Genomic DNA, 14,688 nt, shown 5'->3' on the forward strand with positions numbered 1-14,688 from the left:
CGGGTAATCGCTGCCGCTGTCGCCCGCAACCCGGTTGACGAAGACTATACCGGCCGACCCGAAGACTGAGGAACGAACATGTCCTGGACCGACGAGCGTATCGAGACGCTCAAGACGATGTGGGAAGCCGGCCAGACCGCCAGCCAGATCGCCGAAGCGCTGGGTGGCGTCAGCCGCAACGCCGTGATCGGCAAGGCGCACCGCCTTGAGCTTCAGGCGCGCCCGTCGCCGGTGAAGCCGAACGATCCCGACGCGAAGAACGCGGATGCGAAGTTGGCCGAGGCGAAGGCGGCCGAGGCCAGGCCGGCCGAGTCGCCCGTCGTCGACACGCCGCCCGTGGTCGCCGCCGAACCCGTCGCCGCAGCGCCGGCTCCCGCGCCTGAACCCGCACCGGTCGCCGCTACACCCGAGCCCGCACCGCGTGCGGCGCCCGTCGCTGCCGACGCGGATGAGGACGCCGACGAGGACGAGGATGAGGACGACGACGCGGTCGAACCCGCCGCCGCACCCGTCCGCGCACCGCAGCCGATCCTGCGCTCGATCGGACCCGGCGGCTTTCTCCGCCAGGCGCCCGGCGAACAGCAGCCGCCAAGCACGCCTGCTCCGCCGCGGCGTCTCGTCCCCGCCAAGCCTTCGCCTGAAATGGCGGGCAAGACGAGCCTGCTCGAGCTCAACGACCGGATCTGCAAATGGCCGCTCGGCCATCCCGGCGAGCCCGATTTTCACTTTTGTGGTGACAAGGTGAACCCGGGCTTCCCGTACTGCGTCGCGCATTGCGGTCACGCCTATCAGGCACAGCTGCCCCGCCGCGACCGCCGCCCGACGCCGCCACTCCCCTTCGGCGGCCCGCGCGCGCGCTGAGATTGGGGGGGCGGTCTCGCCTCTCTCGCGCTCAAATATTATGGGAGCCGTGGAGCCAATCCCCAGCACCACCCCGGCGGAGGCCGGGGCCCAGTCGGGAAGGCTGTAGTAAAGGCGGGCAACACGTAGCACCTCCGTCCCCCAACTGGGCCCCGGCCTTCGCCGGGGTGGATTTTGGGGTATCCACTGACCAGAACGTTGGGCCGCTTCTTGCTGAGAGGCGGCCTTTTTCTTGGATTTGCCAGGCGCTGGACTCAAGATCTGCGCGTCCCGCCGTCCAGCACCCCAGCACCACCCCGGCGAAGGCCGGTGCCCAGTTGGGAAGGCCGTAGTAACGGCGGGCAACGCGTGGTTGGCTTCGTCCCCTAACTGGACCCCGGCCTTCGCCGGGGTGGTGCCTTGGGGAAACCATATTCACAAAAAAAAGGGCCGCGTCCCGTGTCGGGAAGCGACCCTCTGTCCTCACCCGCGCCGCGGCGAAGCCGCGTCGTCGGACGTCGCCGTCGCGACGCCGGCCGAGCTTGGGTGGTGTGACGCCGTTTGGCGTCACACCACCCTGCGCTTAGAACCGGAATGCCGCCGTCGCGCGCAGGCTGTGCCAGCGGAACTTGTCGTCGCTGCGACGGAAGTCCGTGCCGGTCGTGTTCGGCGCCAGCACGAACGGGTTCGTCGCCGGCTGCGTGCCCTGCGTCACGCGTACGCGGAAGTCGTCGTCCTGATACTGGTGGAACATATATTCCATGCCGACCGAGATGTTCGGCGTGACCTTCTGCTCGATACCGCCGCCGCCGAGGATGCCGAACTGCTGGCGCTTGCCGCTCTGCTGATAGGCGTTGCCGGTGTTGGTGCTGTAGAAATCCCGGTCGATCTTGGCATAGCCCGCACCGAACGTGCCGTAGAACAGCGTGGTGTTGACGGCATAGCCTGCACGGCCGCGGATCGAGGCTTCCCAGTCGACGCTGCGCGTCATCACGTAGCTGGCGGGCGTCGTCGAGAAGGCGGTGACGCTGTCGGTGATCTCGCTCTTGCCGAATTCGCCGACCACACCGACGACGATGTTGCCGCGCTGCGTGTCCATGCCGACGCGGCCATAATACGCGGCGCCGTCCTTGTCCTTGCGGCAGCCGCGGCCACCGGTCAGCGTCGTGGCGGTCGTCGCGCCGTTGCAGAACCCGCTGCTGAACGCGTTGGCACCGGCTGCCGTCGTCACCGCATCCCCGAACCGCCCGTCGAGATTGCGGTCGAACAGGATCGACGATCCTGCATCGTTTGGCTGTACGTCATAACCACCCGCTGCGCCGACATAGAGACCGTTGAACGGTGCGTCCTCGGTGGTCTCCTGCGCGAATGCCGGCGATGCCGTGAGACCGAGAATGACCGCGCCAGCGAGGCCGGCATAGAGGGATGTGCGCATGTAAGCTCCGGATATGATTGATCTAAGACAGCCAAGAAACGGGGCGTCCCGCCAATATATCCGCGAACATGACAGAAAGTTCATGTTGTGGCTTTTCCGCAACAGCGGTTGCGCGCTTGCACGGATCGCTGGCTAAGCCATATACCACGTCATGCCAGAAGACCTGCCCGAAGGCCTGTTCACGACCCCGTCAAAGACCGCCCCGACCTATGACGCGTCCTCGATCGAGGTGCTCGAGGGGCTCGAACCCGTCCGCCGCCGCCCGGGCATGTATGTCGGCGGCACCGACGAGCGCGCGTTGCACCATCTCGCCGCCGAAGTGCTCGACAACGCGATGGACGAGGCGGTCGCGGGTCACGCGACGCGGATCGAGGTCACGCTCGAGCCCGGAAACCGCCTGACGATCGTCGACAATGGCCGCGGCATCCCGGTCGATCCGCATCCCAAATTCCCCGACAAGTCCGCGCTCGAGGTCATCCTTTCGACGCTGCATTCGGGCGGCAAGTTCGCGGGCAAGGCCTATGCGACCTCGGGCGGTCTGCACGGCGTCGGCATCAGCGTCGTCAACGCGCTGTCGTCCGACACCGTCGTCGAGGTCGCACGCGACCGCCAGCTCTATCGACAGCGCTTCGCCAAGGGGCAGACGCTCGGCCCGATCGAGCGGCTCGGCACCACCCCCAACCGTCGCGGCACCAGCGTCGCCTTCACCCCCGATACCGAGATCTTCGGCAACGAACTGCATTTCAAGCCGCAGCGGCTGCACAAGCTCGTCCGGTCCAAGGCCTATCTGTTCGCGGGCGTCGAGATACGCTGGCACTGCGCGCCCGAACTGATCAGCGACGATACGCCCGCACAGGCCGTGTTCCAGTTCCCCGGCGGGCTCGCCGACCATCTGCGCGACCAGGTCGCAGGCCGCGAATGCGCGACCGCCGACTTCTTCTCCGGCTCGCAGGATTTCCCGAGCGCGCACGGCGAGACGCAGGGGCGCGTCGAATGGGCGATCGCCTGGCCGCTGTGGAGCGACGGCTCGTACAGTTGGTATTGCAATACCATCCCGACCCCCGATGGCGGCACGCACGAACAGGGCCTGCGCCAGGCGCTGGTGCGCGGCCTCCGCGCCTTCGGCGATCTGGTCGGCAACAAGAAGACCAAGGATATCAGTGCGGACGACGTGATGATCGGCAGCGAGCTGATGCTGTCGGTGTTCATCCGCGAACCGCAATTCCAGAGCCAGACCAAGGATCGCCTGACCAGCCCCGAGGCCGCGGGCCTCGTCGAGAAGGCGGTCCGCGACCATTTCGACCATTTCCTCAGCCACAATATGGACCGCGGCAAGGCGCTGCTGAACTATGTGCTCGAGCGGATGGACGAGCGCCTGCGCCGCAAGCAGGAACGCGACGTCAAGCGCAAGACCGCGACGTCCGCCCGCAAATTGCGGCTGCCCGGCAAGCTGACCGACTGTTCCGCCAACTCGCCCGAGGGCACCGAGCTGTTCATCGTCGAGGGCGATTCCGCTGGCGGCTCGGCCAAGCAGGCGCGCGATCGCAAGACGCAGGCGATCCTGCCGATCCGCGGCAAGATCCTGAACGTCGCGTCCGCGACCAGTGCGAAGATCTTCGCGAACCAGGAAATCGCCGATCTGACGCTGGCGCTCGGCTGCGGCACGCGGAAGGACTGCGTGGCGGACAACCTGCGCTACGAGCGCGTAGTCATCATGACCGACGCCGACGTCGACGGCGCGCATATCGCGACGCTGCTGATGACGTTCTTCTTCCAGGAGATGCCCGACATCGTCCGGCGCGGGCACCTCTATCTCGCGCAGCCGCCGCTCTACCGTCTGACCGTCGGCACCAAGAGCGTCTATGCGCGCGACGACGCGCACCGCGCCGAACTCGAACGCACGGTGTTCAAGGGCAAGAAGGTCGATGTCGGCCGCTTCAAGGGGCTTGGCGAGATGAACCCAGGCCAGCTCCGCGAGACGACGATGGACCCCGCCACCCGCGGCATGCTGCGCATCACCCTGCCGCAGGAATATGAGGAGCGGGCAGGCGTGAAGGACCTGGTCGACCGCCTGATGGGCAACAACCCCGCGCACCGCTTTGCCTTTATCCAAGAAAATGCCGGCCGGCTGGACGAGGAAGCGATCGACGCGTGACCATTGGGGCAAGCGGGGGCCGTTCGATAGCCGCCCCCGCTTGCCTCCGGGATCACTGCCTGTGCGCGACCATCGTCGAGGTCTTCCCGTGTTTCAGGTCGTTGACCGCGGTGGTCATCGTCGTGCCGTCGGGCGAGACCGACATGCTATATGTACCAATCGGCGTGTCGCCCTCGTAATCGGTTTCGAACAGAGTCGTCGGTCCGGTCTGTTTCAGGGCGACCTTCGTCCAGCCCGGATCCCCGGTCACCGTTGCCGGCGGACCGTCGATCGTCGCGGCATAGGATATGCCGGTCGGCGTCGAGAAGGCCATGGTCTTCCCGTCCTGTGCGAAGGTGAAGACGAGGCCCGTGTCGGATACCTGCGTTTCCGTGGTTTCGCGCCACGCACCCGATAACGCATGGGCACCCGCCGGGGCGGGAGCGACGCGCGCATTGACCGTCGTTCCCGTCACCTCCACGCCACTCGGTGCGGTCCGGTCGACAAAGGCGGAGGACGAACTCTGCCCGTCCGCGGCCAGCGTCACCGTCGCCTCGGCGACCGTCTTTCCGCTCTTCCGGAACGCCCGCTTGACCGTCGTCGCATCCACCACCGCGACCGATGCCTCGTCATAATAGGGATTGCCGACGATCGGGTGAAACGCGCCATCGGCGGGGAATTTCAGCGCGGGCTTGATGGGGACGCGACTGGGCTTGCGCCGGCGCGTTTGCGACGTCGGATGGAGCCGAGGGGAAGATTGCGCGTGCTGCCGGGGCGCCGCAAGCGGAGTCCGCGCCTTGGTACGGATCAGACAGGGCTGCGTCGGACGTCCGCGGTGTTGACGCCCATCCCCCGTCACCGGTATTAGGCGCCTCCGGGGCGGTCCATCACGGGCCGCCCTTCTCGTTTCGAAGAGGAAGCGCCTGTGACCATCACCCCGCTCATGCCCGTCTACCCGCGGTGTGGCGTGCGTCCGGTCCGAGGCGAGGGCGCCTATCTGTTCGGTGAGGACGGCCAGCAATATCTCGACTTCGCCAGCGGCATCGCGGTCAATGCGCTCGGCCATGGCCACCCGCATCTGACCAAGGCGATCGCCGATCAGGCCGCCACACTGATGCACGTGTCGAACCTGTACGGGTCGCCACAGGGCGAGCATCTCGCGCAGCGGCTCGTCGACAATACGTTTGCCGACACCGTGTTCTTCACCAATTCGGGTGCGGAAGCGGTCGAGTGCGCGATCAAGACCGCGCGCCGCTATCATTTCGCGAACGGCAATCCCGAGCGTCATACGCTGATCACGTTCGATACCGCGTTCCACGGCCGCACGCTCGGCACGATCTCGGCGACCAACCAGGCCAAGATGCGCGACGGGTTCGAACCGCTGTTGCCGGGCTTCGCCTATGCCAAGTTCAACGATCTCAAGGGTGCGCTCGCGCTGATCGACGACCACACCGCAGGCTTCCTGGTCGAGCCGATCCAGGGCGAGGGTGGTATCCGCCAGGCGAGCCCCGAATTCCTCCAGGGCCTGCGCAAGGCCTGCGACGAGCACGGCCTGCTGCTCGTCCTTGACGAGGTCCAGTGCGGCTATGGCCGGACCGGCAAGCTGTTCGCGCATGAACTCTACGGGATCACCCCCGACATCATGTCGGTCGCCAAGGGGATCGGCGGCGGCTTCCCGCTCGGCGCGTGCCTTGCGACCGAGGAGGCGGCCAAGGGCATGGTCGCGGGCACGCACGGTTCGACCTATGGCGGCAACCCGCTCGGGATGGCGGCGGGCGAGGCGGTGCTCGACGTGATCCTCGAGGACGGGTTCCTGGAGCATGTCGCCACGATGGGCGACCGGCTGCGCCAGGGCCTCGAACAGATGATCCCAAATTACGATCACCTGTTCGACAGCGTGCGCGGCACCGGGCTGATGCTCGGGCTGAAGCTGAAAAGCGACAGCCGTGCGTTCGTCGCGTTCGCACGCGATCATCACAACCTGCTGCTGGTGGCCGCGGGTGAGAACGTCATCCGCATCCTGCCGCCGCTGGTGATCGACGAGAGCCATATCGCCGAATGCATCGACAAGCTGTCGACCGCCGCGCGCGTTTATGTGCCCGCAGCTGACGATTGAGCGCCTTTGCGCGGTCACTAAACCCCGTTCGTCCTGAGTAGCCACTGAGCGAAGTCGAAGTGGCATATCGAAGGACTGGCCCGCTTGGGGCACTGTCCTTCGATATGGGTCTTCGGCTTCGCTCAGCCCCTACTCAGGACGAACGGAACTTCTTACGGGGTCGTTACCATGAGCAACCGCCATTTCCTGAATCTCACCGACGCCGGCGCCGACGGTATCGCCGCGATGCTTGCCGACGCGCTCGACCGCAAGGCGGCGCGCGCCGGCTTCACCAAGGGCCGCGCCGACGCCGATGCGCCGCTCGCCGGCCACACGCTGGCGATGGTGTTCGAAAAAAACTCGACGCGTACGCGGTTCAGCTTCGACATGGCGATCCGCCAGCTCGGCGGGACATCGATCGTCGCCGATGCCGGCAGCATGCAGCTCGGGCGCGGCGAATCGATCGCCGACACCGCGCGCGTGCTGTCGGGCTATGTCGACGCGATCATGATCCGCACCGACGATCATGCCAAAGTCGAGGAGATGGCGCATCATGCCAGCGTCCCCGTTATCAACGGGCTAACCGACGCGTCGCATCCGTGCCAGATCATGGCCGACCTGCTGACGATCATCGAGAGCGGCAAGGCGCTGCCCGGGCTCAAGGTCGCGTGGCTGGGCGATGGCAACAACGTGCTCGCCTCGATCGTCGAGGCCGCCGGGCTGATGCAGTTCGACGTCGTGGCCGCCTGCCCGCAGGGTTTCCAGCCCGAGGAGGAGGCGATCGTCCGCGCCTCGGGGCGCGCGCGCGTCGTCGCCGATCCGCGCGAGGCGGTCGAAGGTGCGGACATCATCGTCACCGACACCTGGATCTCGATGGGGCAGGACAATGCCGAGAGCAAGCTGAAGGCCCTTGCCCCCTATCAGGTCGACGCCGCGCTGATGGCGCTCGCGCGGCCCGATGCGAAGTTCCTCCACTGCCTCCCCGCACATCGCGGCGAGGAGGTCACGCCCGAGGTGATCGACGGTGCGCAGTCGCTGATCTGGCAGGAGGCCGAGAATCGCCTCCACGCGCAGAAATCGGTGCTGCGCTGGTGCTTCGGGCAGATTGGTTGAAGCGCCCGGTTGGTTGATCGGGCGCAGGTCAGCCCCCATTTCCGTCATTCCCGCGGAGGCGGGAATCCATAAACTCCGAGCTGGTGATGAGACCACCAGCGTATGTCGCTCTGCATCCCCGCCCGCGCAGGGATGACGCCGCGACGGGGGATGCCGAAGGAACGATGGTGAACGACCCCAACATGACCGATCTCGACCGCGCGCTGGCGTTTGCGATCCCCGCGCGCAGCGCCCGTGGCCGGATCGTCCGGCTCGGCACCGCGCTCGACGAGGTGCTCGCCGCGCACGCCTATCCGCCTGCGATCGAGAAACTGCTCGCCGAGGCGCTGACGCTCGCCGCGCTGATCGGCTCGACGCTGAAGGACGCGAGCGGCCAGCTGACGATGCAGACCCGGACCGACAATGGCGTCGTCCAGCTGCTGGTCTGCGATTATCGCGGCGGTGAGGTGCGCGGCTATATCGAATATGACGCGGACAAGCTCGCCCAGGCGCCCGCCGAGCCGACGCTGTTCGCCCTGTTCGGCCAGGGCTATCTCGCGATCACCTTCGACATGGCGAGCAGCAACGAGCGGTATCAGGGCATCGTCCCGCTCGACGGCGATACGCTGTCTGAGGCCGCCCAGAGCTATTTCACCCAGTCCGAGCAGATCCCGACGATGGTCCGCACCGGCATGGCGAAGGGCCCCGACGGGCGCTGCGTCGCGGGCGGGCTGTTCCTCCAGCATCTGCCTGAGGGCGAGGACGGCCGCGAGCGGCTGCATACCAAGCTCGACCATCCCGAATGGGAGCATGTCGCGACGCTTGGCAACACGATGGGTACGGACGAGCTGACCGATGCGACGCTGCCGCTCGAGACGCTGGTGTGGCGGCTGTTCAACGAGGACAGCGACGTCCGCATCCTTGCCGACATTCCGATCACGCGAGGGTGCCGGTGCGATCCCGACTATATCCGGGGCGTGATTGCGAAATTCCCGATCGACGAACGCCGCGACATGGCGGACGAGAGTGGCTTCATCCAGGTCGACTGCGCATTCTGTGCAAAGAAATTCCCGGTTCCGGTCGAGGAATGACGCGTTTCTCAGGCGCGCGACGGCGGGAAATTGCGCGGCGTTAATGCGCTGTTTACCGCGCCGGGCTATACCTCCCTCGTGCTTTAGAGATTTCAGCACGTTTCTCCCTTGAGGCTGCTATTAGCGCCAACCTTTCAGGGCCGCCTTCGGGCGGCCCTTTCTTTTTGCCGCGGTCTGGCCTAGCGCGTCGCGCATCATGACATCATCAGCTCCCTTAGCGGTCGCCCTCGTCTCGGGCGGCCTCGACTCAATGGTTTCCGCCGCCATGCTGCGGGAATCCGGCCGGCGCCTGCTCGCGCTGTCGTTCGATTATAACCAGCGCCACCGCGTCGAGCTCGAGGCCGCGCGCCGCGTCGCCACTGCGCTCGGCGCCGAACGCCATATCGTCCTGCCGATGGACCTGTCCGCGTTCGGCGGTTCGGCGCTCACCGCCGATATCGACGTGCCCAAGGACGGTGTCGGCACCGATGATGCGGGCGGCATCCCCGTCACCTATGTCCCCGCCCGCAACACGATCTTCCTCAGCCTCGCGCTCGGCTGGGCCGAGGCGGCGGGCGCGCGCGATATCTATATCGGCGTCAACGCGCTCGATTATTCGGGCTATCCGGATTGCCGTCCCGAATTCATCGCCGCATTCGAGGGGCTGGCCGAGCTCGCGACCAAGGCGGGGGTCGAGGGCGATCCGTTCCGCATCCAGGCGCCGCTTCAGCACATGACCAAGGCGGATATCGTCCGCGAGGGCACGCGGCTCGGGCTCGATCTCGGGCTCAGCTGGTCGTGCTACGATCCAACGCCCGACGGCAAGCATTGCGGCGAGTGTGACAGCTGCCGTCTCCGCTCGCGCGGCTTCGACGAGGCGGGGATCGCGGATCCCACCGTCTATGCGGTCAAGCCGGTCTGACATGAGTTACGCGGTCAAGGAAATGTTCCTGACACTGCAGGGGGAGGGCGTGAATGCCGGCCGCCGGGCGGTGTTCGTGCGCTTTGCCGGGTGCAATCTTTGGTCGGGACGCGAACAGGATCGCGCCACCGCGGTCTGCCGGTTCTGCGATACCGATTTCGTCGGCACCGACGGGCTGGGCGGCGGCAAGTTCGCCGATGCGCGCGCGCTGGCGGACGCGGTGGCGGGGTTCTGGGGCACGGGCACGCAGGACCGGTTCGTCGTGCTCACCGGGGGCGAACCGATGCTCCAGATCGACGACGCGATCGTCGATGCGCTTCACGCCGCGGGCTTCCGCATCGCGATCGAGAGCAACGGCACCCTGCCGGTCCATCCCGGCATCGACTGGGTATGTATCAGCCCCAAAGCGGGTAGCGTCGTCGTCCAGCGTCATGGCGACGAGCTCAAGCTGGTCTGGCCGCAGTCCGGTACCGACATTGCCGATATCGAGACATGGGATTTCGCGAACCTGCTGCTCCAGCCGCTCGACGACCCGCAGGCGGACGCCAATCGCGATGCCTGTGTCGCGCTGGTGATGGAGCGTCCGCAATGGCGTCTGTCGCTCCAGACGCACAAGATGCTGGGGCTGCGCTAGGCCGCCTTCCCGCTCCGGCAGGGAAAGCCCCCGGCTCAAGGGCCGGGGGGTAAACGTTCAGCGGTTGGCGATGCCAACGCCCGCCGCGGGAGGCCAGTCGAGCGCGCCGCACTTCTTGGCAACCCATTCGGCCTTCTTGTTCCAGCAGATCGGGTCGAGCCGCGGCATCTTCACCCGGTCCCGGCCGATATAGCGCGGGAAACGCTGTTCGCCCCAGGGGATCAGGCTATTGCGCAGCTCGCGCGTGCGCTGCAGCGTCAGATCGCCGAACTGGCCGCGCGGCGTGAACAGCGCGTCGCGGCCGATCGATGCGGTCGTCTGGCAAAAGCCATATTGCGCCGCGACCGTCGCGAAGTTCGAATAGGTGCGCGTGCCGAACTGGTCGAGCGCAGCCTGGCCGGCCTTGACGCCCTTGGCCTTGTTGACGCGGAGGAAGTATTTGCCGAGCGTGTCGAAGGCGCCCTGCAGTTCGGTGCCGTGATCCGCGAGAATCGCGTTGTAGTTCGACACCGTGAGCAAGGTCGGTTCGAACTGGCACTGGAGCGCCGCGACGTTCAGCGCCGCGCGCATGTGCCAGACCATCGCCGCGCGCTTCTCCGCGCTGGTGGCGTCGGGCATCGCCTGGCCGAGATCGGCCTCGTCCCCGGTCACCGCTGGCGCGGAGAAATCGCGTGATTGCAGAAAAAACTGGGCCGAGGCGGGCTGAGCCAACGCCATCGAGCCGCTCGCCGCGCAGAGCGCCAGCGCAGTACGCACCATCTTCATTCCCAACTCCCCGGGCATTCCATCCCGAGATTTCTAAAGCGTTTCTTGCCAACTCCCAACTGTTTTGAGGGGCCCTGCAGCCGATCGTGGCTCCGGGCATGGTGCGGGCTGCAGATTTCCGTCGCAGCCGAAACGAGATCGCGCATCGCGGGTGGTCGACCGGGTTCGAGGTGGCATCGCACATCCCGCCGCCGCGCGACCGACTTGGCCCCAACGACAAGAGGCCGCCCGGTTTCCCGGACGGCCTCCCGCATCACGTAATTTTCCGAAACCGGAAAATTACATCATGTTGTTGGTCATCATGGTGTCGTTCGACATCATCGTGTCGTTCGCCATCATGCCGTCGTTCATCGCGCCGTCAACGGCGGTCATGTTGTCGGTCATCGTGTCCATGCCTTCGGTGGCATTCATGTCGGTGACCATCGTGTTGTCGGTCGTGGTCTCGGTCTTCGGACCGCATGCCGAAACGGCAAGCGCTGCGCTGGCGATCAGCGAACCGGTCAGAACCTTGGAGATGAGTGAACGCATTTGGAAGCTCCCTAGATAGAGGATTTGGTAGGCCTGGAGGCCAGGTATATACCCAAATCGTAGTGGACATTAATCTGTAAAGGCCTGGCCCTCAAGCCTCGTTTTCTTGAGCCAAAGAAAGTGTTTCAAGGAACACGCCGCTCGTCAACGTCAGGGCAGCGTCAAAAGTTGCCATGTCGACATTCGTACCGAGCGATTTCAGACTGGTAACGGGGTATTCCGCAAGCCCGCACGGCACGATTCCGCCGAAATGCGTCAGGTCCGGATCGATGTTGACCGCAAAGCCGTGCAGCGTCACCCAGCGCTTCACGCGCACGCCGATCGCACCGATCTTCGCCTCGCGGCCGCCAAGATTGGGATCGCGCGTCCAGATGCCGACACGGCCCTCGACCGAAAACGCGGCGACGCCAACCTCGCCGAGCGCCGCGATCACCCAGTCCTCGACCGCGTGGACGAAGCGCCGGACGTCGCGCCCGCGTCGCCCGAGGTCGAGCACCAGATAGCCGATCCGCTGCCCCGGCCCGTGATAGGTATATTTGCCGCCCCGTCCGGTATCGAACACGGGAAAGCGCGGATCGACCAGGTCGACCGGATCCGCGCTCGTCCCCGCGGTATAGACCGGCGGGTGCTCGAGCAGCCAGATCAGTTCGCGCGCATCGCCTGCGGTCACCGCGGCGGCGCGCGCCTCCATCTCGGCGAGCGCGGTGGCATAGGGGGTCAGGCCGGTATCGGTCCGCCATTCGAGCCCGTCGAGGCGCGACGGCGGATCGGCGGGCGCGTGGCGGCCGGAGGTCGGGAAGGGGGAAGCGGTCACGCGACCCATCTGCGCACTCGCCGCCGGTGATGCAAGCGGGCGGGGGCTTGCCGCGGCGGCTGGTCCAACCGTCGCGGGAGTGGTCAAGCCCTGGGGCTTGGGCTACGTCGCGGCGGTATCGGGCATGCGTGCCAGGCGGCGAACGGGGAGCAGGCGGATGGGAAGAGGCGTGAAAATCGGCACGGTCTGGGATCGTACCACCGAGGTGCTGTCCGGGCGTAGCGGCCAGATCGCGGCGGTTGCGTTGCCGACCCTGGTCCTCCCGCCGGTCGTCAACAATGCGCTCGTCCTGCTCGTCCCGCCGCAGCCGGCGGTGCAGCTCGTCGCCGGCATCGTCGCCGTGGCGTCCGCGTTGCTCGCGATCCTGGGGTCGCTCGCGATCCTCGCGCTGGCGACGCAACCCTCGACCGACCGCACCGAGGCCTATCGTCAGGCGCGGGCGCGGCTGCTGCCCGCGCTCGGCGTGTCGCTCGTCGTCGTGCTGATCGCGCTGGTCCTGATGGCGCCGGTGTTCATCGCGCTGGTCGCGTCGCATTTCGACTTCGCCGCCGCGTCCGCTGCCGCCAGCGCGCCCGCGCGAATGCCGCAGCTGCCGCGTGCGACGGCGATGTTCGTCGTGCTCTACAGCCTTGCGCTATTCCTGCTCGCCATCTGGGCCATTCCGCGGCTGATGCTGCTGACCGCGGTCGTGCTCAACGAGCGGCTCGGGCTCGGCGCGATCCGCCGGTCGATCGCGCTGACCCGCGGGCTGACCTGGAAGCTGATCGGCGTGCTTCTGCTGTTCGCGATCGTGTTCACGATCGCCACCTTCGCCGCTCAGGCCGTTGTCGGGCTCGTCTTTCGCCTGATCCTCGGCGGGGACCAGATCCCGACCGCGATGTTCCTTGCCGGGATCGCCGGCGCGCTTGCCAGTGCGGCGCTGATAGCACTCGCCTATGTCTTCACGGCACAGCTCTATGTTGCCACCCGAGAGAAACCGATCACCGAATGAAAATCGACTTTACGGGCGTGTTGAAAGACGCCTGGGCCCTGTTCAAGCGCGACCGCGATCTGTTGCTCCGGATCGCCGGGCCCTTCCTGTTCCTGCCCGCCTTCGCGCTCGCGCTCGTCGTGCCCGACCCGCCGCTGCCCGATGCGGCGACGCGGGGCGACGAGGCGCAGGCGCTGGTCTGGGCGCAGGCGGTGACCGACTGGGCGGGGGCGAATGGCGGCTGGTACTGCCTGGCCTATGCGCTCAGCTTCTTTGGCATGGCGGCGGTCTATACGCTGTATCTCGACCGGGACCGGGTCGATATCGGCACCTCGCTCAGGCGTTCTGCCACGCTCCTGCCGCGCTATCTGCTCGCGATGATCCTGGTCTCGCTGCCAGCGGGGGCGGGGTTGCTGCTCTATGCGATTCCCGGCCTCTACATTCTCGGCCGGACGATGATGACCGGGCCGGTGATCGTCGCCGAAGGACCGATCGGCGCGTTCGCCGCGATCCGGCGCAGCCTGTCGCTGACGCGCGGCGCCGGCCTGCCGCTCATGTCGCTCGCCGCGTTCGGCTATATGAGCGGCTGGCTGCTCGGCATGCCCTTCATGGCGCTCGATAGCGCGATGCGCGACGGTGGACAGGGCAATCCGGTGGCGATCGCGCTCGTCGATGCGGGCGCGGCGGCGGCTGCCACCGCCTCGGGGGTCGCGATGGCGCTGATCGCGGTGTCGGTCTATCGGCGGCTGGCGCGCTAGGCGGTCGCGGACCGGCGTGGCCTGCGCTGAAGTCTAGCGGCGTCCACCCAAAAACGGGATCTGCGGCGCGGCATCGGCGGGCAGCATCCCGGTGGCGCGCGGATCGGGAAAGGTCTCGATCGTCCGCCGCGTCGCGACGAAGCCCTGCGCACGGTAGACGCCGAGCGCGTTTGGATGGTCGAGCGTGCAGGTGTGCAGCCAGACCCGCTCGACACCCCTGGTCCAGGCCCGGGCAAGCGTCTCCGCCATCAGCCACCGACCATGCCCCTGGCCGGCAAGTTCGGGGATCAGCCCGAAATAGGAAATCTCGCAAGCGCCCGCCCGGCGAAGGTCGAGTTCGAGCATCCCCACCTCGATCCCCGCCGGGTCGACCACCGCATGCACGGCAATGCCAGGATCGGCCAGGATCGCGGCAAGCGCGGCATCGTCCATCGCCAGGCGCGAGAACCACAGCCAGCGCGATCCGACCCGGGCGAACAGCGCGCGATAGCCCTCCAGCGTCGGCCGCTCCCAGCGCAGCAACCGCAACCGCGAGGTCGGCATCGGCCTGAGCGGCGGCTTGCGCGGCATTTCGAGCGTGGTCACGATCGTGGCGAGCACGTCGTCCGCGACGGGGATCAGCGCCACCGGG

The 14,688-nt window shown here is 66.8% G+C and carries 15 protein-coding genes; 9 read left to right on the forward strand and 6 right to left on the reverse strand.

The features are described from left to right. Positions 1-78 precede the first annotated feature (78 nt). Complete coding sequence (locus FHY04_RS15480; protein WP_183937072.1) at positions 79-861, forward strand: GcrA family cell cycle regulator; 783 nt, start codon at positions 79-81, stop codon at positions 859-861. Positions 862-1,423: 562 nt separating this feature from the next. Here FHY04_RS15480 and FHY04_RS15485 read toward each other — a convergent pair. Beyond that, positions 1,424-2,275: an outer membrane protein gene (locus FHY04_RS15485; RefSeq protein ID WP_031441557.1), complete on the reverse strand. Its 852-nt coding sequence runs from the start codon at positions 2,273-2,275 to the stop codon at positions 1,424-1,426. A gap of 151 nt (positions 2,276-2,426) precedes the next feature. On the opposite strand from FHY04_RS15485, the gene parE reads away from it, so the two are divergent. Next, positions 2,427-4,430, forward strand: coding sequence for a DNA topoisomerase IV subunit B (parE, locus tag FHY04_RS15490; protein ID WP_043157211.1), 2,004 nt, complete (start codon positions 2,427-2,429; stop codon positions 4,428-4,430). Positions 4,431-4,482: 52 nt separating this feature from the next. On the opposite strand, the gene FHY04_RS15495 is transcribed toward parE, so the two are convergent. Continuing rightward, a complete protein-coding gene (locus tag FHY04_RS15495; protein WP_183937073.1) occupies positions 4,483-5,268 on the reverse strand; it encodes a hypothetical protein in 786 nt (261 codons plus the stop codon). 66 nt (positions 5,269-5,334) lie between these two features. Here FHY04_RS15495 and FHY04_RS15500 point away from each other — a divergent pair, with 66 nt between their 5' ends. The 5 genes from FHY04_RS15500 (at position 5,335) to queE (ending at position 10,222) form a co-directional block, all read left to right on the forward strand. Further along, positions 5,335-6,525 carry an aspartate aminotransferase family protein gene (locus tag FHY04_RS15500; protein ID WP_183937074.1) on the forward strand — a complete coding sequence of 397 codons (1,191 nt, stop codon included), beginning with the start codon at positions 5,335-5,337 and terminating at the stop codon, positions 6,523-6,525. A 168-nt stretch (positions 6,526-6,693) separates the two neighbouring features. Further along, positions 6,694-7,617, forward strand: coding sequence for an ornithine carbamoyltransferase (argF, locus tag FHY04_RS15505; protein WP_183937075.1), 924 nt, complete (start codon positions 6,694-6,696; stop codon positions 7,615-7,617). A 164-nt stretch (positions 7,618-7,781) separates the two neighbouring features. Beyond that, positions 7,782-8,687, forward strand: a complete 906-nt coding sequence (locus FHY04_RS15510) for an Hsp33 family molecular chaperone HslO (protein WP_183937076.1) — start codon at positions 7,782-7,784, stop codon at positions 8,685-8,687. Between the two features lie 196 nt (positions 8,688-8,883). After that, positions 8,884-9,588, forward strand: coding sequence for a 7-cyano-7-deazaguanine synthase QueC (gene queC, locus FHY04_RS15515; RefSeq protein WP_183937077.1), 705 nt, complete (start codon positions 8,884-8,886; stop codon positions 9,586-9,588). 1 nt (position 9,589) lies between these two features. Continuing rightward, on the forward strand, positions 9,590-10,222 hold the full coding sequence (queE, locus tag FHY04_RS15520; protein ID WP_183937078.1) for a 7-carboxy-7-deazaguanine synthase: 633 nt from the start codon (positions 9,590-9,592) through the stop codon (positions 10,220-10,222). Between the two features lie 57 nt (positions 10,223-10,279). Here queE and FHY04_RS15525 read toward each other — a convergent pair whose 3' ends face one another. From FHY04_RS15525 to lipB, 3 genes are all read right to left on the reverse strand, one after another. Continuing rightward, a complete protein-coding gene (locus FHY04_RS15525; protein WP_031441566.1) occupies positions 10,280-10,987 on the reverse strand; it encodes a hypothetical protein in 708 nt (235 codons plus the stop codon). Between the two features lie 279 nt (positions 10,988-11,266). Then, positions 11,267-11,515 (reverse strand): hypothetical protein, encoded by a 249-nt coding sequence (locus FHY04_RS15530; protein WP_031396007.1) that lies wholly within the window; start codon positions 11,513-11,515, stop codon positions 11,267-11,269. A gap of 91 nt (positions 11,516-11,606) precedes the next feature. Further along, positions 11,607-12,329 carry a lipoyl(octanoyl) transferase LipB gene (gene lipB / locus FHY04_RS15535; protein WP_311725147.1) on the reverse strand — a complete coding sequence of 241 codons (723 nt, stop codon included), beginning with the start codon at positions 12,327-12,329 and terminating at the stop codon, positions 11,607-11,609. 169 nt (positions 12,330-12,498) lie between these two features. On the opposite strand from lipB, the gene FHY04_RS15540 reads away from it, so the two are divergent. Further along, entirely contained in the window at positions 12,499-13,320 is an 822-nt protein-coding gene (locus tag FHY04_RS15540) for a hypothetical protein (RefSeq protein ID WP_183937079.1), read from the forward strand. Continuing rightward, positions 13,317-14,057: a hypothetical protein gene (locus FHY04_RS15545; protein ID WP_183937080.1), complete on the forward strand. Its 741-nt coding sequence runs from the start codon at positions 13,317-13,319 to the stop codon at positions 14,055-14,057. The genes FHY04_RS15540 and FHY04_RS15545 overlap by 4 nt, the downstream gene beginning before the upstream one ends. 33 nt (positions 14,058-14,090) lie before the next feature. On the opposite strand, the gene FHY04_RS15550 is transcribed toward FHY04_RS15545, so the two are convergent. Continuing rightward, entirely contained in the window at positions 14,091-14,684 is a 594-nt protein-coding gene (locus FHY04_RS15550; RefSeq protein WP_183937081.1) for an N-acetyltransferase, read from the reverse strand. Positions 14,685-14,688: the final 4 nt, after the last annotated feature.

The organism is Sphingomonas sp. BK481, from assembly GCF_014194875.1.
GTDB lineage: Bacteria > Pseudomonadota > Alphaproteobacteria > Sphingomonadales > Sphingomonadaceae > Sphingomonas > Sphingomonas aerolata.

Coding starts and splice junctions, on each gene's coding strand:
- FHY04_RS15480 (WP_183937072.1), top strand. CDS start 79: ATGTCCTGGACCGACGAGCGTATCGAGACGCTCAAGACGATGTGGGAA.
- FHY04_RS15485 (WP_031441557.1), bottom strand. CDS start 2,275: ATGCGCACATCCCTCTATGCCGGCCTCGCTGGCGCGGTCATTCTCGGT.
- parE (WP_043157211.1), top strand. CDS start 2,427: ATGCCAGAAGACCTGCCCGAAGGCCTGTTCACGACCCCGTCAAAGACC.
- argF (WP_183937075.1), top strand. CDS start 6,694: ATGAGCAACCGCCATTTCCTGAATCTCACCGACGCCGGCGCCGACGGT.
- FHY04_RS15510 (WP_183937076.1), top strand. CDS start 7,782: ATGGTGAACGACCCCAACATGACCGATCTCGACCGCGCGCTGGCGTTT.
- queC (WP_183937077.1), top strand. CDS start 8,884: ATGACATCATCAGCTCCCTTAGCGGTCGCCCTCGTCTCGGGCGGCCTC.
- queE (WP_183937078.1), top strand. CDS start 9,590: ATGAGTTACGCGGTCAAGGAAATGTTCCTGACACTGCAGGGGGAGGGC.
- FHY04_RS15525 (WP_031441566.1), bottom strand. CDS start 10,987: ATGAAGATGGTGCGTACTGCGCTGGCGCTCTGCGCGGCGAGCGGCTCG.
- FHY04_RS15530 (WP_031396007.1), bottom strand. CDS start 11,515: ATGCGTTCACTCATCTCCAAGGTTCTGACCGGTTCGCTGATCGCCAGC.
- FHY04_RS15545 (WP_183937080.1), top strand. CDS start 13,317: ATGAAAATCGACTTTACGGGCGTGTTGAAAGACGCCTGGGCCCTGTTC.